The sequence below is a fragment of the Natronomonas salsuginis genome, assembly GCF_005239135.1.
Lineage (GTDB): Archaea > Halobacteriota > Halobacteria > Halobacteriales > Haloarculaceae > Natronomonas > Natronomonas salsuginis.
Genome location: NZ_QKNX01000008.1, coordinates 62921 through 81102, shown reverse-complemented (window position 1 = coordinate 81102; position 18182 = coordinate 62921). Strand labels below are relative to the sequence as shown.

19 protein-coding genes are annotated in these 18182 nt (G+C 66.0%); 8 read left to right on the top strand and 11 right to left on the bottom strand.

Going from position 1 to position 18182, the window contains the following annotated elements:
* Nucleotides 1–1217: helix-turn-helix transcriptional regulator (locus tag DM868_RS14385; protein WP_187349125.1), on the bottom strand; the 1217-nt coding region annotated here is incomplete at its 3' end.
* 129 nt (nucleotides 1218–1346) lie between these two features.
* On the opposite strand from DM868_RS14385, the gene DM868_RS14380 reads away from it, so the two are divergent.
* Both DM868_RS14380 and DM868_RS14375 read left to right on the top strand, forming a co-directional pair.
* A complete protein-coding gene (locus DM868_RS14380) occupies nucleotides 1347–2570 on the top strand; it encodes a DUF7096 domain-containing protein (RefSeq protein ID WP_137277531.1) in 1224 nt (407 codons plus the stop codon).
* A 37-nt stretch (nucleotides 2571–2607) separates the two neighbouring features.
* Entirely contained in the window at nucleotides 2608–3063 is a 456-nt protein-coding gene (locus DM868_RS14375) for a type IV pilin N-terminal domain-containing protein (protein ID WP_137277530.1), read from the top strand.
* Here DM868_RS14375 and DM868_RS14370 read toward each other — a convergent pair.
* Complete coding sequence (locus DM868_RS14370) at nucleotides 3060–3704, bottom strand: methyltransferase domain-containing protein (protein ID WP_137277529.1); 645 nt, start codon at nucleotides 3702–3704, stop codon at nucleotides 3060–3062. The genes DM868_RS14375 and DM868_RS14370 overlap by 4 nt on opposite strands.
* Nucleotides 3705–3834: 130 nt before the next feature.
* On the opposite strand from DM868_RS14370, the gene DM868_RS14365 reads away from it, so the two are divergent.
* Nucleotides 3835–4764 carry a branched-chain amino acid transaminase gene (locus DM868_RS14365; protein WP_137277528.1) on the top strand — a complete coding sequence of 310 codons (930 nt, stop codon included), beginning with the start codon at nucleotides 3835–3837 and terminating at the stop codon, nucleotides 4762–4764.
* Between the two features lie 35 nt (nucleotides 4765–4799).
* On the opposite strand, the gene pan2 is transcribed toward DM868_RS14365, so the two are convergent.
* The 5 genes from pan2 to DM868_RS14340 all read right to left on the bottom strand — a co-directional run bounded on the left by pan2 (nucleotide 4800) and on the right by DM868_RS14340 (nucleotide 10889).
* Entirely contained in the window at nucleotides 4800–6017 is a 1218-nt protein-coding gene (pan2, locus tag DM868_RS14360) for a proteasome-activating nucleotidase Pan2 (protein WP_137277527.1), read from the bottom strand.
* Between the two features lie 119 nt (nucleotides 6018–6136).
* A complete protein-coding gene (gene pepF, locus DM868_RS14355) occupies nucleotides 6137–7927 on the bottom strand; it encodes an oligoendopeptidase F (RefSeq protein ID WP_137277526.1) in 1791 nt (596 codons plus the stop codon).
* Between the two features lie 61 nt (nucleotides 7928–7988).
* Nucleotides 7989–8789 carry a tRNA pseudouridine(38-40) synthase TruA gene (gene truA / locus DM868_RS14350; RefSeq protein WP_137277525.1) on the bottom strand — a complete coding sequence of 267 codons (801 nt, stop codon included), beginning with the start codon at nucleotides 8787–8789 and terminating at the stop codon, nucleotides 7989–7991.
* Between the two features lie 25 nt (nucleotides 8790–8814).
* Nucleotides 8815–9738 carry an NAD-dependent epimerase/dehydratase family protein gene (locus tag DM868_RS14345; protein WP_137277524.1) on the bottom strand — a complete coding sequence of 308 codons (924 nt, stop codon included), beginning with the start codon at nucleotides 9736–9738 and terminating at the stop codon, nucleotides 8815–8817.
* Nucleotides 9739–9779: 41 nt separating this feature from the next.
* Nucleotides 9780–10889 carry a pyridoxal phosphate-dependent aminotransferase gene (locus DM868_RS14340; RefSeq protein WP_137277523.1) on the bottom strand — a complete coding sequence of 370 codons (1110 nt, stop codon included), beginning with the start codon at nucleotides 10887–10889 and terminating at the stop codon, nucleotides 9780–9782.
* Nucleotides 10890–10988: 99 nt separating this feature from the next.
* Between DM868_RS14340 and DM868_RS14335 the strand changes: the two genes are divergently transcribed.
* On the top strand, nucleotides 10989–11483 hold the full coding sequence (locus DM868_RS14335; protein ID WP_137277522.1) for a CinA family protein: 495 nt from the start codon (nucleotides 10989–10991) through the stop codon (nucleotides 11481–11483).
* A 49-nt stretch (nucleotides 11484–11532) separates the two neighbouring features.
* Entirely contained in the window at nucleotides 11533–12021 is a 489-nt protein-coding gene (locus DM868_RS14330; RefSeq protein WP_137277521.1) for a metal-dependent hydrolase, read from the top strand.
* Here DM868_RS14330 and DM868_RS14325 read toward each other — a convergent pair.
* Complete coding sequence (locus tag DM868_RS14325) at nucleotides 12018–12785, bottom strand: PHP-associated domain-containing protein (protein WP_137277520.1); 768 nt, start codon at nucleotides 12783–12785, stop codon at nucleotides 12018–12020. The two genes, DM868_RS14330 and DM868_RS14325, sit on opposite strands and share 4 nt — an antisense overlap.
* Nucleotides 12786–12866: 81 nt before the next feature.
* Here DM868_RS14325 and DM868_RS14320 point away from each other — a divergent pair, with 81 nt between their 5' ends.
* On the top strand, nucleotides 12867–13178 hold the full coding sequence (locus DM868_RS14320; RefSeq protein WP_137277519.1) for a DUF7565 family protein: 312 nt from the start codon (nucleotides 12867–12869) through the stop codon (nucleotides 13176–13178).
* An 18-nt stretch (nucleotides 13179–13196) separates the two neighbouring features.
* On the opposite strand, the gene DM868_RS14315 is transcribed toward DM868_RS14320, so the two are convergent.
* The 3 genes from DM868_RS14315 to ftsZ all read right to left on the bottom strand — a co-directional run bounded on the left by DM868_RS14315 (nucleotide 13197) and on the right by ftsZ (nucleotide 15050).
* Nucleotides 13197–13637 carry a transcription elongation factor Spt5 gene (locus tag DM868_RS14315; protein WP_137277518.1) on the bottom strand — a complete coding sequence of 147 codons (441 nt, stop codon included), beginning with the start codon at nucleotides 13635–13637 and terminating at the stop codon, nucleotides 13197–13199.
* Nucleotides 13637–13810, bottom strand: a complete 174-nt coding sequence (locus DM868_RS14310; protein WP_137277517.1) for a protein translocase SEC61 complex subunit gamma — start codon at nucleotides 13808–13810, stop codon at nucleotides 13637–13639. Before DM868_RS14310 ends, DM868_RS14315 begins: the two co-directional genes overlap by 1 nt.
* 82 nt (nucleotides 13811–13892) lie before the next feature.
* Complete coding sequence (gene ftsZ / locus DM868_RS14305; RefSeq protein WP_137277516.1) at nucleotides 13893–15050, bottom strand: cell division protein FtsZ; 1158 nt, start codon at nucleotides 15048–15050, stop codon at nucleotides 13893–13895.
* 212 nt (nucleotides 15051–15262) lie between these two features.
* On the opposite strand from ftsZ, the gene DM868_RS14300 reads away from it, so the two are divergent.
* Nucleotides 15263–17836: a calcium-translocating P-type ATPase, PMCA-type gene (locus DM868_RS14300; protein ID WP_137277515.1), complete on the top strand. Its 2574-nt coding sequence runs from the start codon at nucleotides 15263–15265 to the stop codon at nucleotides 17834–17836.
* A 51-nt stretch (nucleotides 17837–17887) separates the two neighbouring features.
* Nucleotides 17888–18181: a DUF211 domain-containing protein gene (locus DM868_RS14295; RefSeq protein ID WP_137277514.1), complete on the top strand. Its 294-nt coding sequence runs from the start codon at nucleotides 17888–17890 to the stop codon at nucleotides 18179–18181.
* Nucleotide 18182 lies beyond the last annotated feature (1 nt).

Here is an 18182-nt window from a genome sequence, read left to right as displayed (position 1 = left end):
TGCTCGTCGTCCTCGTCGGGGGGGAGATCGCCGAGCCCCTCACCGGGGAGGCTAATGAGATTTTCGCGGCCGATCCGAAGTTTGTCGATCCGGTCGGCCTCGTCCATCGCCGAGAGCAGCTGTGAGACCTTCGCGTTCGACCAGCCCGTCTCCTTGACGATCGTCGCCTGCTTCATCCGCCCGCCGTTGCGTTCGAGGAGGTACTCGACCCGCTCCTCGTCGGAGAGGAGATCGAAGTCCGGCTCGTCGTCGGGAGCGTCCCCGGCGGTTGCGGTCGCCGCGGCCGAAGCATCGGTGTCTGCGTCTTCATCGTCGGCATCTGCGGTGCTCACATCGGCGTCCCGAACATCTGAGGAGCTCGGCACCGACTCGTCGGAGTCGGGGGCCGAGTCCGAAGTGCCGGGGAGCAAGAGACCGCCGCCCTGGGTGCCATCACTCCGACGCCGCGCGAACAGGAGGTACACGCCGAGCAACAGCGCCGAGCCGCTCAACGCCAGCGCGCCGACGACGAGGACGGTCGAGGCGCCGCCGACCGGGCTCGCCGTCGAATTCGGGGAATACACGATAGTGAAGTATCCCGGTTCGAACGTCGCGGGGCCGCTCCAGTGGAGATCGCCCTCGTCGGCGCCGATCGGGGACGTCGTCGGGCCGCCGTAACCCGGTGGGGGGCGGATCGTCAGCGACTGCTCGGCGCTGAGTTCCGGAAGCCACGTCCCGTCGGTGGTGTTGAACGCGTCGCCGACGTACAGCGTGCTGTTCTCACCGACCCGGGCGAACGACTGCCACGTGAACGAGACTCGGAGCACACCGTACTGTGGGCCCGGCTCGGATTCGGTACCCGTTGCGGTCGGGGGGCTGTCTTCCGCGACGATCTCGCTGTCGCGACGTATCGACCGAATCGACATCTCCCGGCCGCTCGCCGCCGAGGCCTCGGCGGCGGCGCGCTCGAACGCGTCCGTGCCGAGGTCACCCTCTCCGGCCTCGAAGCGTTCGGCGAACGCCTCGAACTCCTCGCGATCGTCGTCGTTCTCGATTGGGACCCAGAGGGAGACGGTCCACGTCGCGTCGCCGTCGGCGTGAAGCTGTACGTCGAAGTGAGTCCCGCCGGTCTGTGGCTGTCCGGCGATGGGGATCGCACCGAACGGGGCAAGGACGAGGAGGAGGGCACAAAGCAGGATGGGGACCCGACACCGCATGGATAGATCATCGTCACCCATACGGGAAAACGCTTTCCATACCGCGATAAAACGTCTCCTGCCTCGATAAATCGTCTCGGCGACGCTCCGGCGCGCGTTCGGTCGGAGTCAGGACGGCGGATTTTTGGTTCTCCGGGCCACACCACGAACATGGACGGTCCGCGCGCGCTCGTCGTCGCCCTCCTCCTCTGTGTCGCCCCGATCGGCGGGGGCGTCGTCGCGGATACCGCCGGCGTCGCCGGCGAACCGCAGCAGACGGCAGAAGACTCCGAGCAGTTGATGTCGGTATACACGGCCGAGAACACTTCCGAATATCTCGCGCCACCGGGAAATAGGATCGATCGAGCGGACGGCCGAACGGTCGGACTCGATGTCGCCGCGGCGGTCGAGTCCGACGCCGGGGCGGTCGAGAGCGCCTACCTCGTGAGGCCGCTCGAACGACGCTACGCGAACGCCGAGACCGACGCCGAGCGTCGAGCCGTCGTCGAGAACGGCAGCGAACGGCTGGCGGCCCACATCGACGGGCTGGCCGCGAGAGAGCGGAACGCCGTTCGGCGGTACAACGACGGTGCGATCGGAACCCGAGCGTTGCTTCGAACGCTGACGGCCGTGAGCCGCCAAGCGGAAGTGACGGCCGACGCGCTCGAGTGGATGGAGAACGCGGCCGACGAGCTCGACATGGAAGCGGAGGCCGAGCGGGCCACGAGCGGGCAGGTGCGCCTCGTGCCGATGCGGGGACCGGTCAGAGCGGGGCTCGTCGACGCCGCGTCGGGCGAACAGTCACTCGACGTGTACGTGGAGACAGCCAGCGACGGGATCGTGCTCGCCGCGATCGATGGCGACGACGGTGTCTACCTTCGGGAGGCGCACGACCCGACGGTGAAGACCGACGCGGTGGGCGACCAGTACGGCGGCAATCCATCGCCCGCGTTGGACCGGTTTACCGAGCTCTACCCGTGGGCCACAAACAGCTTCGACGGGATCGACGCCATCGGACCCGAGCAGGTTCGACTGTATCGGTTCAGCGCGACACATTCTCACGGGGAGCTCCAAACGTATCTCGACAGCGGTTCGACGGAAATCCTGTACGAGCAACAGCGGATCAGGCCGGAATCGGTACCGACGACCACGCTCGAACGGACCGACGGCGACCTCACGGTCCGGCTCAACACCACCCGTCCGGGCGGGCCGCTCGGCGTCACGGTGCTCGACGCCGCGAGCGAGACGCCCGTTGACACCGAGATCGAGGTGAACGGCGATCCAATCGGCTCGACCGGCGGCGGTCGGTTGTGGACCGTCGCACCGCGCGGGTCGACTATAGTAAACGCGACTCACGCGGGCGAGGCGGTCTCGATCGAGACGACGTTCGGGTGAGCGACGATTTATATACAAAGACGGGACCAGACCCCCCGTGTCATCCCGTGGACTCACTCCCGTTGTCGGCGTCGTCTGTCTGCTCGCGGTGACGGTTCTGCTCGCCGTCACGGTGGGTGCGACCGCCTCGATCGAACCCCCTTCAGAACCGACCGTCGCCGCGTTCGAGTTGACCGTCGATCCTGCCGGCGAGCTACGAGTGACGCATCTCTCCGGTGACGCGATCGACCCCGAGGAACTCTCGGTTCGCGTTCGGGTCGACGGCGAGTCGCTCGACGAACAGCCACCCGTGCCGTTCTTTTCCGCGCGCGGGTTCGAGAGCGCTCCAACCGGGGCGTTCAACAGCGCGACGACGAGCGAGTGGCGGGCAGGTGAGACCGCCTCGCTCCGGGTGGCGGATACGAACCGACCGGCGATCGAACCGGGCGACACCGTGACGGTTCGGCTCGCCGTGAACGACGCGGTGATCGCCACCCTCGATGCGACCGCCTAGACCGGATCCACCGCGTTGTTGTCGTCCGGGACGCGCGCGATCGTGGTGATCGCCCGAGGCGTGCCGGACGCGCGCTGTTGGATGCGATGTTCGAACGTTTCGAACCCGGCCTCGGCGAACATACGGTCCGCCTCAGCCTCGTCGTAAAAGAGCATGATCGCGTCGGCGAGCCGCTGAAACACCGTCGAGTTCGGATAATCGGGGCCGACGATCAGGACGGGGCCACCGGGCTTCGTCACCCGGCGCGCCTCCCGGAGCGCGGCGACGGGGTCGGGCCAGTATTCGATCGAGCCGGACGACCAGTAGGCGTCGAACGAATCGTCGGCGAACGGCAATCGTTCGGCGTCGCCGCGGTGGAACTTCACCCGACCACGCTTGCCGAACTTCGCGTAAGCCTTCTCGAGTTGGTGTGCGGACTGGTCGAGCCCCCAGACGTCGTCGGTGTAGCCCAACAGCCCCTCGGTCGCGAAGCCGGTCCCACAGCCGACATCGAGGACGCGGTCGCTCGCGTCGATCCCGAACCACTCCAGCGCCTCGTTGCGCATCTCGTCGTTCCAGATGAACGGGTTGATTGTGTCGTACACCCTCGAGAGGTACTTATAAAAGAGGCGGGCGTGGGCCTTGTCTTCGAGCACTCCCATTGGGGTAGTGTTGTACCTCTCGGGGCATAACCCCCCTGATTTCTGTCCCGGTCGCGAAACGAGAGTGCGTGCCGTGTACGGACCGCACGAATCGTCAACACTCATTACGGGGCCCGCCCACAGACGAAGCATGGCTTTCGACGATATGGACGTCGACACGATCTGGATGGATGGCGAGTTCGTCGACTGGGACGACGCACAGACCCACGTGTTGACCCACTCGCTCCACTACGGTACCGGGGTTTTCGAGGGCGCTCGCTGTTACGACACCGTCGACGGTCCGGCGCTGTTCCGCTGGGAGGAGCACCTCGACCGACTTTTCGACTCCGCGAAGGTGCTCGATCACGACATCGATCACACGCGCGAGACGCTCACCGACGCGACGCTTTCGCTCATCCGCGAGCAGGGGCTGGCGTCGTGTTACATCCGACCGCTTGTCTACTACGGCTACAACTCCCTCGGCGTCTCGCCGAAGGACTGCCCGACGCGGACGACCATCGCCTGCTGGCCGTGGGGCACGTATCTCGGCGAGGAGGCGATCGAGGAGGGCGTCGACGTGATGGTCTCCTCGTGGCGCAAACACGCCTCCAGCCAGCTGCCGACCAACGTGAAGGCGACCGGGCCGTACCTCAACTCGATGCTGGCCGGCGAGGAGGCCCGCCGGAACGGCTACGTCGAGGCGATCGTCCTCAACAAGGAGGGCAACGTCGCCGAAGGACCCGGCGAGAACATCTTCATGATCAACGACGGCGAACTGTTCACGACCGGCGTCTCCGAGTCGACGCTCGACGGGATCACCCGCGATACGGTCATCGAACTCGCCCGCGATCTCGGTTACACCGTCCACGACGAGGCGTCGATCGGCCGCGGCGAGCTGTACACCGCAGACGAACTGTTCTTTACTGGCACGGCCGCCGAGGTCACGCCGATCCGAAGCGTCGACGACACGACGGTCGGCAACGGCAGCCGTGGGCCGATCACCGAGGAGCTCCAACAGCAGTTCTTCGATCTGGTCGAGGGGCGACTCGACGGCTACGACGAGTGGTTCCTCGAGGTGTAGGCGCGGGAACGGACGAAAGACAGAGCCCGAGCAGTTCAGTAGAAGGCGACTGGGGTGCCGGGCGAATCGTCGCGTTCGATCTTTTGTAGGGCGGCGTCGAAGTCCTCGCGGGCGACCTCCGTCCGGCCGTCGCGGATGGCGAACATCCCGGATTCGGTCGCGAGGCTCTCGAGTTCCGCCCCCGAGAACCCCTCCGTGTCCCCGGCGATCCGTTCGAGGTCGACGTCGGGATCGAGCTGCATGCGGCGGGTGTGAATCGAGAGGATCTGCGTGCGACCCTCGATGTCGGGCTCGGGCACCTCGATGAGTCGATCGAAGCGGCCAGGGCGGAGGATCGCGCGATCGAGCATGTCGAAGCGGTTCGTCGCCGCGATGATCGAGATGTCGCCGCGGCGGTCGAAACCGTCCATCTCCGAGAGCAGCTGCATCATCGTCCGCTGGACCTCGGCGTCGCCGGAGGTCTTCGATTCGGTGCGCTTGGCGGCGATCGCGTCGATCTCGTCGATGAAGATGATGGCGGGTTCGCGCTCGGCGGCGAGTTCGAAGAGATCACGAACCAGCCGCGCGCCCTCGCCGATGAACTTCTGGACGAGTTCGGATCCGGCCATCTTGATGAACGTCGCGTCGGTCCGGTTCGCGACGGCCTTGGCCATCATCGTCTTCCCGGTGCCCGGCGGCCCGTGCAACAGGACGCCGGTCGGCGGGTCGATGCCGACCTTCTCGAAGGCCTCGGGGTTCAACAGCGGATCTTCGACGGCCTCTCTGACCTCGGTGATCTGCGCCTCGAGGCCGCCGATGTCGGCGTAGGTGACATCAGGCTTTTCGGCGATCTCCATGGCCTGCGCGCGGGCGTCGGTTTCGGCGTCGAGGATCGTCTGGATCGCGAAGGAGTCGTTGATCGCGACCCGGTCGCCGGCCTCAAGCTGGTCGTACAGTCGCGGCGAGACGTCGGTGAGGACCTCCTGGTTGTTGCCGTGCTGTTTGAGAAGCACCTGATCGTCCGTCAGTTCCTCGACGGTAGCCAGATACAGCGAAGACGTTTTCAGCGCCTCGTTTTCCTTCTGGAGTTCCGTGACATCCTCGCGGAGCTCCGATTGGCGGTCGCGGGCGAGTTCGAGTTGATCTGAAAGCTCGTCGTGAACCCGTGAAACGTTGACGTAGTGCTCTCTGAGTGCGACCAAGCGCTCCTCGACCGGCATGTCGGGGTCGAGGTTGAGCGTCGGCCGGTCCGGGAGCGAGGGGCTATGCGACATTAGCGTCTGATAGTCGCCGGAGATTAAAAGGGCCTTTGGGTGTGGGAGATGCTTGCGGTGTACGTTGACACGGAGACTGCGGCGAGTCGTGTCGTTCCGAATGCGTCAAGATGTGCGAGTTACGTCAGCGACGCGAACTCGGCGACCATCTCGTCGTAGGTGTCGATCGCCGCCTCGACGGGGGCCGAGGACGACATGTCGATCCCGGCGATCTCGAGCAGTTCGAGCGGGTACTCGTGCGAGCCGGAGCGGAGGAACTCCCGGTAATCGGCGGCCGCGGGCTCGCCCTCGGTCGCGATACGGTCCACGATGGCGTTGGCCGCGCTGATGCCCGTCGCGTACTGGTAGACGTAGTACGCCCGGTAGAAGTGCGGGATGCGCATCCATTCGCGGGCGATCCGATCGTCGATGGTTGCGGGCTCGTAGTAGTCGGCCTTCAGCCCGCCGTAGAGCTCGTCGAGGCGGTCCGGCGTCAGCGCCTGTCCGTCGAGTTCGAACTCGTGGGCGCGGTGTTCGAAGTCCGCGAACATCGTCTGTCGAAACAGCGTCGATCGGAAGCGCTCGAGATACTCGTCGAGGACGTGTCGGCGGAACCGCTCGTCCTCGACGACGTCGAGTAGGTGCCGGGTCAACAGCGCCTCGTTGACCGTCGAGGCGACCTCGGCGACGAAGATCTCGTAGCCCGAGTAGACGTACGGTTGCGCCTCGCTGGTCAGTTCCGAGTGCATCGAGTGGCCCAGCTCGTGGGCGAGCGTGTACATTGAGGCGATGTCGTCCTGATAGTTCAACAAAACGTACGGCTGGCTGTCGTAGGTGCCGCCGCTGTACGCGCCCGACTGCTTGTTCGCCGTCTCGTATACGTCGATCCACCGCGAATCGAGCCCCTCGGCCATCCGATCCCGGTAGGCGTCGCCGAGCGGTTCGACGGCCTCGACCACGTACTCTCGCGCGCGTTCGTACTCCAGATTGGGACTCTCACCGTCGGCGAGCGGCGCGTAGAGATCCCACATCCGCAGTTCGTCGACGCCCAGCGCGTCGCGTTTCAACTCGGCGTGGCGGTGGAGCACGTCGAGATTCGATTCGACGGTGTCGACGAGCGTGTCGTACACCTCGCTCGGGACGTTCGGCCCGTCCAGCGACGCTTGCCGGGCCGAATCGTAGTTCCGCGCGGCCGCCAGCTTCTCGTCGGCCTTGACGCTGTTTTTGTACGCGGAGCCGATGCTGTTTCGGTACTCGGCCCACTCGTCGTAGAAGGCCTCGTAGACCCGCCGTCTGAACGCCCGATCGGGGTGTTTCTGCAGCTTCGTGAAGTTCGACAGCGTGATGCGCCGGTCGTCGCCGTCGGGGCCCTCGACCGTCGGGAACGCCATATCGGCGTTCGTCAGCATGTTGTACACGTCGCCCGCGGCCCCTGTCACCTCGCTCAGATCGGCGAGCAGCGCCTCGATCTCGGCCGACCGAGTGTGCGGTTTCATCCGCAGCACGTCGTCGAAGTAGTGCCGGTAGGTCTCGAGATCGGGACGCTCCTCGACGAACCCGGAGAGCGTCTCGCGATCGACCGACTGCAGCTCCGGTTCGATGAAGCTCGCCGCGCTGGAGGCGTCGGCTGCGAGCGACTGTGAGCGAGCCGTGAGCGCCTGGTACTGCTGATTCGTCGTGTCCTCGTCCCGGCGCATCCGCGCGTAGGCGGCGACGTTCGAGACCGCTCGCATGATCGACTCGCGGAGTTCGAGGATCTCCGCGAGCGTCGCCGCGCTCTCGGTGACGCGACCCTCGTAGGCCGACAGTTCGTCGATCCGATCGGCCGCAGCCTCGTAGGCGACCTCCCACTCGTCGTCGTCGGTGAACAGGTCCGTCAGATCCCAGGTGTACTCCTCGGCGATGTCGCTTCGCTCGGGAACCGAACTCATACCCGCGCTACGGATAGCAGCGCCCTAAACCCGTCGTCGTCGGTCGGAGATCGATAGCGGACTACGGCTCGCCGTCCACCAACGACCCGACGACGCGCGCCGTCGCGAGCCGGCGTCTGCGTCGCCGATCGAAGATCTTCCGCGTGGTCGCGAACGCGTCGTCGTCAGTCTCGAACTCGACGCCGGGGTAAACGACGTTCAGGAGGACCAGCGGTTCGGGGGCGGCGGGGGCGATCCCCTCCGGGCCCGAGAGCGGGTCGGAACCGAGCGCGAGGGTGAGAAACGACGGCTCACGGGCTCCACGCCCGATCGCCTCGACGACCGAGACGAGCCGACGGACGAGCTGTCTGGCGAACCCGCCAGCGACGCAGTCGATCACCAAAAACGCGTCCGCACGTCGGGTCGACATCGAGAGGTCTCGGACGGTCCCGTCGTCGTCGGGCGTGAAGTTGTGAAAGTCGTGTTCGCCGGAGAGCCGTCGGCAGGCCGCTCGTGCCAGTTCGTCGTCGACCGCGGGAGCGTGGAGGAAGTACCGGTAGCGTCGCTCTGCGGCGTCGTGGGTCGCGTGGAAGTCGTCGGGTACGTCGGCGGATGCCCACGCGCGAATCGATGCTGGGAGTTCGCTGTTGAACGCGCGGGGGGACAGCCATTCGGGCGCGTCGAAGGCGACCGTCTGCGTGCGCGCCGAGACGCCGGCGTCGGTCCGGCCGGCGGCCGCGTAGCCGACCGGCGCGCCGTCGTCGAACTCGATACCGAGCGCGTCGAGCCCCGCGAAGATCGTGTCCTCTATCGTCTCGCCATGGGACTGTCGCTGGAAGCCTCGATAGCCCGAACCGTCGTAGGCCACCCGGAACGCGCGCATGGTCCCGAGGAATCGTCCAGGCGGTTTATACGTGCCGTCCTCGCGCTCGCTCCCCGTCGACCAGCCGCTCCAGCCCTGTCTCCAGGTCGACGCTTGGCTCGTATCCCAACGCCCGCTCGGCCCGCGAGATATCGGCGCGGCTGTGGTCGATGTCGCCCTCGCGCGGCTCCGTGTGGACGATCTCGGAGTCGCTGTCGAGCGCCGAGCGGATCAGTTCGGCCAGCTCGCGGATCGTCACGGACTCGCCCGTCCCGACGTTGAACGCCCGACCGAACGCCTCCGGGTCGGCCGTGGCGGCGGCGAAGTTGGCCGCCACCACGTCATCGACGTTGACGAAGTCACGCGTCTGGGAGCCGTCACCGTGAACCGTGATCGGCTCGCCCGCCCGGGCCTGTCGGCGGAACACGTCGATGACGCCCGCGTAATCGCCGTCCGTCCCGCCCGGCCCGTAGACGTTGAAGTACCGCAACGCGACCGTCTCCAGCCCGTAGAGGTCGGCGTACAGCCGCGTGTAGTGATCTGCCGTCAGCTTGTCGACGCCGTACGGCGAGGTCGGTTCGAGCGGATGATCCTCCGCGATCGGCGTTCGTTCGGGGCGGCCGTAGATCGCCGCGCTGGAAGCCGTCACGACCCGGGCGTCGTGCGCTCGGGCGGCCTCGAGGATGTTGAGTGTACCGGTCGCGGTCGTCTCGTGGCTCACAGTCGGCCGCTCGACGGATTCGGCGACGCTGACGAGAGCCGCCTCGTGGAAGACGATGTCGCACCTCTCAACGGCCGCCGCGACGGCGTCCGCGTCGCGAATATCGCCCTCGAGCACCTCGCAGTCGGGATGGGGTGACTCCGGGGTGAGATCGAAGATCGCCACATCGTTGTCGTCGGCGAGCGTCCGCGCGATGTGGCCGCCGATGAACCCTGCCCCGCCCGTCACGAGCACCGAAGCGTTCTGCATTGTGTGTCCTGCGAGGTAACAGCCGAATAAGTATTCGGAGCCTATCGCCCGAAATGCGCGGCTAACCGCTCCGCCGCTTCCTCCGCCCGCGGCGTCACGACGGCGAATCGGAACCACTCGGCGTGCGAGTCGCCGAACGCGTCGCCCGGCATGCCGGCGACGCCGGCCTCGTCGATCAACCGCTCCGTATTGTCGAGCGTTCCCGGGTGGCCGTCGAAGCGCGCCATCACGTAAAACCCGCCCCGCGGCCGGGCGTACTCGGCGCCCGCGCGATCGAGCGCTGCACAGAACGCCTCGATCCGCTCGTCCAGCAGTTGCCGGTTTCGCTCGTAGTACGACTCGGGCGTCTCGCGGAGCGCGTCGAGGACCGCCCGCTGGGCCGGTCGCGAGCCGGCGACGTTGACGAGCATGTGTCGCGTCCGGATCGCGTCCGTCAGGTGATCGGGATAGATCCCGTAGCCGACCCGGAAGCCGGTGATCGCCATCGACTTCGAGAACGCGTTCGTGACGGCGACGTTCGCGGAGTCGAACCCGAGCGCCGTCTCGAAGGCCTCCTCGTCGTAGACGAACCGATCGTACACCTCGTCGGAGACGAGCAGCGCGTCGCACTCCTCGGCGATCGCGACGAGATCGCGTTTCGTCTCCCGACCGTAGACACCGCCGGTCGGGTTGTTCGGCGAGTTGATCACGATCGCGGCGGTATCCTCGCTCACCACCTCGCGAACGGCGTCGGAATCGAGCGTCCCGTCCGGTTCGCTCGGCACGAACGTGGCCGTCGCGTCCAGCATCTCCGTGCGCTTGTGGTAGTACGGGTACACGGGGGTGGCCATGGCGATCTTGTCGCCGCCGAACGCCTCGAGGGCGGTCGCCATCGCCAGATAGTTTGCCTCGCCCGCGCCGTTCGTGACGACGACGCGCTCGACGTCGACGTCGTGACGCTGCGCGATCTCCGCTCGGAGTTCCACCAGCCCGTCGCTCGGCGGGTACTGGAACTCGTCGGGCGTTCCGTCCGCGTACGTTTTCAGTCCGGTTCGAAGCGCCTCGGGCGGCTCCCAGTCGGGGTTCCCCGACACCATATCGACCACGTCCCGATCGGCCTCGGCCGCGTACTTCATCAGGTGGAAGAACAGCGGCCGTTCGTAGTCGTCCATGCCGCCGCTTGGCGCGGGTGATACCTCGGTCTATCGCTTTTGAGCCGGCAGCATCGCGTCGAGGGCCGGGTTCAAGTCCGCGGCGACCGTTCATCGCACATGGCAATCGAAGAATCGGTCGGCGACGCCCTCCGCGAGCGCGGGGAGTTCGTCGCAACGGCCGAATCCTGTACGGGAGGGCTCATCGGGTCGCTGCTCACGGACGTGGCTGGATCGAGTGACTACTTTGACCGATCGGTCGTCACCTACAGCTACGACGCCAAACTGCAGTCGCTCGCCGTTCCCCGGGAGATGCTTGACGAGGAGGGGGCCGTCAGCGACCCCGTCGCCGAGGCGATGGCGCGCGGCGTCCGAGACACGGCCGACGTGACCTGGGGCGTCGCGACGACGGGGATCGCCGGGCCGACCGGGGGAACCGACGAAAAGCCGGTCGGGACGGTCTACATCGGCGTCGCGTACGCCGACGAGTGGGGAACCGGCGGGTCGTGGTGTCGGGTCGAGCGGTACGACTTCGACGGGAGCCGAACCGAGATCAAACGGAAGATCGCAGAGCAGGCGCTCTCGGATCTGCTCGCCGCCGTCGAGGCCGCCTGACGTCGACGCGTAGCGAACACCCTTTTATCGCGGCGGGCATTCGGCCGATATGAACAAAGAGGGACACGTCCTCAACGCCGCGCTCTTGGGGATCGGCCTCGGGTTCGTCCTCGAACCCTCGGGGACGATCGAGACGCTTCGGACCGTCGTCGCGGTCACGGTCCCGGTCACGCTCGGCGCGCTGTTTCCGGACGTCGACACCGCCTTCGGCAAGCACCGAAAGACGCTGCACAACCTCCCGGTGCTTGTGATATTCGCCGCGTTCCCGCTGCTGTTCGAGAACCTCAGCTACGTCTGGATCGGCGTGCTCACCCACTACGTACTTGATTATCTCGGCAGCCGACGGGGGATCGCGCTGTTTTATCCGCTGTCGAGCCAGGAGTACGGCTTCCCGTCGGGCGTGACGACGTCGAGTCGGTTCGCAAACGTCGTCACGATGATGGTCACCGGTGTGGAACTGGCCGTCGCGGTCGCGATCGTACACGTCCTCCCCCAGTACGTCGACGTGGGGCGCGTCGCGGCGGCGCTCCCGATCTAGTCCGTATCCGTGTAGACGCTCACGGCGTCGAAGCGGCCCTCGTAGGCGATGTGTTCCGGGTGCGTCGGCTCCGTTCCGGACAGAAAGAGTCGGTCGATCTTTCCCCAGCTGTTCTCATAAAAGAGGTGCGCGAACTCCGCGGCGCACCGCACCCGGTGTCGCGGTCCCGATCGGTGATACACCGATCGAGGGACGCCGTCGCGAAGCGCCGCGACGACCTCGGGAACGGTCTCGAACGACCCCTCGAACGCCGTCCACACCTCGCCGACGGTCTTCGGGAGATGGGCGTACGACGAGCCGAACGCCGGCAGATTGAACGTCGCAGCGAGTTCGCGGGCACGTTCGGCGTGTCCCGCGAGGTATTTCGGATTGTACACCTCGATCCCGTGGATCCGGTCGCGGTGAGCGCGGATGTCGTGCGCCTCGAGACTGACGGTTGCGAACTCCGGATGCGGCGCGAGTACGGTCGCCCCCTGCTGTTCGAACTCGGCCATCGCCCCCTCGAGCGTGATGAAGTCCGGAACCGGCTCGGAGAGACCGAGCGCCAACACGTGTTTTCGGTTCCGCCAGTCGCCGGTAAACACCTCCCGGCCGGGCACGACCAACAGTTCGTCGTCGGTGAATCGCTCGGCGCGGCGGCGGATCTCCGGCAGGCGAACGAAGTGGGGCGCGTAGACGAGCGCGTCCAGCCCTCGATCCTTTGCCCGCTCGACCACAGCCTGGTCAAGTAGTTTCACGTGCGCGTCGAGACGAAACCGATCCATGGCCGAGACGGCGGGCGCGAGGGCGTTATCCGTTGCGATTCTGTACGAAGGGTTTTGTATCAGGACGACGACTGTCCGCGCATGTGGGAGTGCGCCATCGGCGGCTGTGAGTATGCGATCGATAACGCCGAGGACCTACTGGTCCATCAGGCGAACGCGCACGAACGGCACCGGTGTGCCGTCTGCGGGACGACGATGCCGGACGGCTACTTCGCGATTCGACACGCTTTCTCGGAGCATTCGCGGGCCGAGTATCTCCGCAGTTACGAGGCAGAGACCGACGACATCCGACTTCGAGAAATGTTGATAAAAGAGGTCGAGGCCGAGGCCGACATCGAGGCCGTCGTCCGGCGGCTCAGCGGCGACAGACAGGAAGCGGCGACCGAGGCGTGAGAGAAAAACAGCGTACGGTTACCGCTCGTCGGAATCGAGAACGCGTATCTGGTCGCCACGGACGGTGACCGGGATCGGCACCGTCGCCTCGTACAGTTCGACGGTGACCTGATCCTTTCCTTCGTCGATCCGCTGAACCTGCGCTTTCTCGCCCTTGAACGGCCCGGCGATCAACTCGACGATGTCGCCCTCCGCGATACCCTCGACATCGGGTTTCGGACTGAGGAAGTGTTCGATCTCGCTGAACGGTGAGGGACGATCTGACACCAGCGTCCGGGCGTGCGGGATATCCTCGAGCGCCCGCTCGATGACCCCGGTGTCGTCGGCTTCGACCATCACGTAACTCGTGAGCGCGTCCGGCGCGAGCGCGGCGTGGATCGAGGGCTCCTCGCGGTTGATGAGCATGTCGGCGACGGTTCGCTCCTGGCTCGCCGTCGTCTTGACCGCGTAGATAGACATCACGGACCCCCCGGCACGAACGTCATGACCGCGAAGATGACGAAGCCGATGAGGCCGACGAGCATGATGCCGAGCCCCGCGATCGTCGCGACTTTCGAGAACTCGTCCCACGCGGGCGTACTCGCGAGCTTCAACACGCGAACGTACGACGTGAGGTCGGTGGGCGTATTCATACTGGTCCGTTCCGTCTCCGGGGTTTTCTACTTGTTGATCCGTACAGCAGCCGTTTCGGGGCAGGGATCGCTCGGGAGACGATCACTCGACGAAGTCGATGTCGTCGCCGCCTGCGGTGACAGCGCGCTCCTGTTCGGCCTCGCTCTTGCCGTATATTTGGGGGCTCTCGACGCCCGTGACGACGATCATCGTCTCCATCTTGCCGTCGAACTCGGGGTTGACCGAGGCTCCCCAGATGATGCGCGCATCGGGGTCGATACGGTCGTAGATCTCCTCGACGACGCCCTCCGCCTCCTCGATCGACATGTCCGGACCGCCGACGACGTTGACGAGCGCGCTCTGTGCGCCGTCGAACTCGACGTCGAGAAGCGGCGAGCGGAGCGCCGAGCGAATCGAGTCCTGCGCTTTGTTCTCCGAGTCGGACTCGCCCAGCCCGATCATGGCGACGCCGCCGTTCTCCATGATCGTCTTCACGTCGGCGAAGTCGACGTTGACCAGCCCGGGCTTCGTGATGAGCTCGGTCATCCCCTTCACCGATCGCATGAGGACGCGGTCGCAGATCTTGAACGCGTCCTGCAGCGGCATGTTGGGGGCGTAATCGAGCAGTCGGTCGTTCGGGATCACGATGACGGTGTCGGCGACCGCCCGGAGTCGCTCCAATCCGGCGTCGGCGTTCGCCCGACGGCGTTCGCCCTCGGCCGTGAACGGGATGGTCACGATGGCGATGGTGAGCGCGCCCTGATCCTGGGCGGCCTGTGCGACGACGGGGGCCGATCCGGTGCCGGTTCCGCCGCCGAGTCCGGCGGTGATAAAGACCATGTCGGAACCGTCGATGGAGTTATTGATGTCCTCTAAGTTCTCTTGGGCGGCCTCCTCGCCGATCTTCGGAACCGACCCCGCACCGCGGCCGCCGGTTCGCTGTCGGCCGATGAGGATCTTCTCGTCGGCGTCGACCTCCGTGGCGAGGTGTTGGGCGTCGGTGTTCGCGGCGACCAGTTTCGCACCGTGGATGCCGGCGTCGGCCATTCGGGTGACGGTGTTGCCGCCGGCCCCGCCGCAGCCGACGACGGTGATCTTCGTTTCGAGATCCTTGACGACCTCCGCGAGCTCCTCGTCGGTCATCGTCCCGGAGCCCTTCACGTCGGAGGTTGTTCCCGCCGTGTCGGATGTGGCCTCCGCGGCGGGGACCTCCCCGTCCTCTTCGGCCTCTTCGATAGCGTCCTCGATAATCGAGTCCATTGTCGCCGTTGTAGCGTACGCGCATAAAGTATCTTTCCCTGCCCGTCTGACTGCCGTCAGACGTTGACCCGGTCACCGACGGCGTTGTGAGCGATAAACTAGATGATGGGATATCAATTCCGGATCTGGCGTCAAGTCGGGGGACGAGGCGATGGCCGAGACGCGGCGTGGCGGGGGTACGCCTATGCGTCTGCGAATCGAACGCTTCGGCCATGCCCAAGCCGCACGGGCTGGCTTCGGATCGTGTTCTCGATGACCTCGGCTCGCAGCCGGAGGGACTGTCGAGTGACGAAGCTCGTCGACGACTCGAATCACACGGCGAGAACGAGCTCGTCAGCGACGGCGGGCGGTCGCCGTTCGATATCGTGCTCGAACAGTTCGACAGCGTGCTGATCTGGGTGCTCGTGGCCGCCGCCGCACTCTCCATCTGGGCGGGCCACGCGGTCGATGCGGTCTTGATCCTCGTCATCGTGGCGGCGAACGGCGCGTTCGGGTTCGTCCAGGACTACCGAGCCGAGCGAAGCCTCCAATCGCTCCGCAAAATGGTGGCACCGACGGCCGCAGTCAGACGCGACGGCGACCTCCAAGAGATCGACGCGTCGGGCCTCGTTCCCGGTGACGTGATCGTGTTGGGCGGTGGGGACGTCGTTCCCGCCGACAGCCGGCTGCTCGGTTCGACCGATCTCGAGACTGACGAGGCCGCGCTGACCGGCGAGAGCGTTCCGGTTTCGAAATCGACGGATCCGGTGGGTTCGGAGACGTCGCTCGCGGAGCGGACGAGCATGGTGTACAAGGGGACGAACGTCACGCGGGGAAAGGGCGTCGCCGTCGTCACCGAGACGGGGATGGAGACGGCGGTCGGAGAGATCGCACAGCGACTCGCCACGACCGAAGACACGCAAACACCGCTGCAGGGCGAACTGGACGAGTTGGGGCGAACGCTCGGGGTCGGGGTCGTGATCCTCTCCGCACTCGTCGTCCCGCTTTTGTTCGTTCGTGGAACCTCAGCGGTACAAGCCGCACTCACGGCGGTATCACTCGCCGTCGCCGCGGTTCCGGAGGGGCTGCCGGCGGTCGTCACGCTCACGCTCGCACTCGGCGTCCGGAAGATGTCCGACGAGAACGCGCTCGTCCGTCGGCTCCCGGCCGTCGAAGCCCTCGGGGCCGTCGACGTCATCTGTACGGACAAGACGGGGACGCTCACTAGGGGACAGATGACCGTCGACAGACTCTGGATGAACGACTCGGTCGTCGACGCGACCGATACGTCGGATCCCCGTTCGGATCGGGAGAAACTGCTTCTGCGGATCGGCATCCTCTGTAACGATTCGACCCTCGAAGACGGCGATCCGACCGAGCAGGCACTCTTGGAGGTGGCCGACCGCCGAGGGCTGGACGTCGACGGGCTCAGAGCGGAGCATCCGAGGACCGGCGAAGTTCCCTTTTCGTCCGAACGCAAGTGGATGGGGACGGTCCACGGCGACGTCGGATACGTCAAGGGCGCACCGGAAGTCGTCATCGAGAACTGCGACCGGATACTGACCGCCGACGGTCCCGTCGAACTGACAGATACTGCTCGCGACAGGGTCGAGGCGACCGTTCGGGAGTTCGGCGACGACGCGCTCCGCGTCCTCGCGATGGCGTACCGCGAGGACCCAGCGGACGCCGACGACCTCGGTGACGGGCTGATCTTCGTCGGGCTGTCCGGGATGATCGATCCGCCGCGCACGGAGGTCGCCGACGCCATCGCCGCGACGACGCGTGCCGGGATCGCCGTGAAGATGGTGACCGGCGACAACGCCCGGACCGCGCGCGCGATCGCCGACGCGCTCGGGATCGGAACGAAAGTGCTGGAGGGCGGTGATATCGAGCGGATGGACGACGAAGCCCTCATCGGGCGCGTCGAATCGGTCGACGTGTTCGCTCGGACGTCGCCGGAACACAAGGTCCGCATCTTGCGCGCGCTTCAGGAGCTCGGCCACGAGGTCGCGATGACGGGCGACGGCGTCAACGACGCGCCGGCGTTGAAAAGCGCAGACGTCGGCGTCGCGATGGGGATCCGCGGCACCGACGTCGCGAGACAGGCGTCGGATATCGTCCTCCTGGACGACAACTACGAGACGATTGAACGGGCCGTCGAACGCGGCCGAGCCATCTTCGACAACATCTGGAAGTTCGTCGCCTATCTCCTCAGTGCGAACGTCGCCGAGGTCGCGCTCGTCTTCATCGCTTCGCTGTACGGCTACCTCATTTTGCCGGCCGTGCAACTGCTCTGGATCAACCTGTTGACCGACGGTCTGCCGGCGCTGGCGCTCGGTGCCGATCCGAAAGGCGAAGGCGTGATGAACCGACCGCCGCGCGATCCCGAGCGGGGCATCGTCGGGCGTCGGATGCTCGGCGTGATCGCCGCTACCGGAGCCGTCACCACGGTCGTCATGCTCGGGCTCATGGCGTTCGCGCTGGAGGGCGCAGCTGTCGTCACGCCGTACGCGATGACGATGGTGTTCACCGGCTTCGTCTTCCTCGAATTCGAGAAGCTCTACGTCATCCGCTGGCTGCGCGAGACCCCGACGCTGTCGAACCCGTGGCTCGCAGCCGCGGTCGCGGGGTCGGCCGTTCTTCAATTGGCCGTGCTGTACACGCCTCTCAATCAGTACTTCGGGACCGTCCCGCTCGGTCTGACCGACTGGGGGATCATCGCCGTCGTACTCCTCGTGTGTCTCCCGATCTACGTCGCGATCGCCGCGCTCATCCGACGAACCACCGGAACTGATCCGTCCCGATGATCATCGGGAGACGGACCCGGAACTAAGCGTGTGCAGGTCGATGGCGTGACTATGAACACCAAGATACGCCGCCTCGTCCTCGACGTCCTGAAACCCCACGAGCCCGATGCGATCGTGGTCGCCACCGCGATCGCAGACCACGCCGGTATCGACGGCGTCAACGTGACGCTGCTCGAAACCGACCGCGAGGTCCAGAATCTCACACTCACGATCGAGGGCGAAGCGATCGACGCGGCGGCGATCGAGGAGACCGTCAACGACCTCGGGGGAACGGTCCATTCGATCGATCAGGTCGTCTGCGGGGATCGAACGGTCGAGCGGGTCAAAACGCCTCAGGACCGCTGAG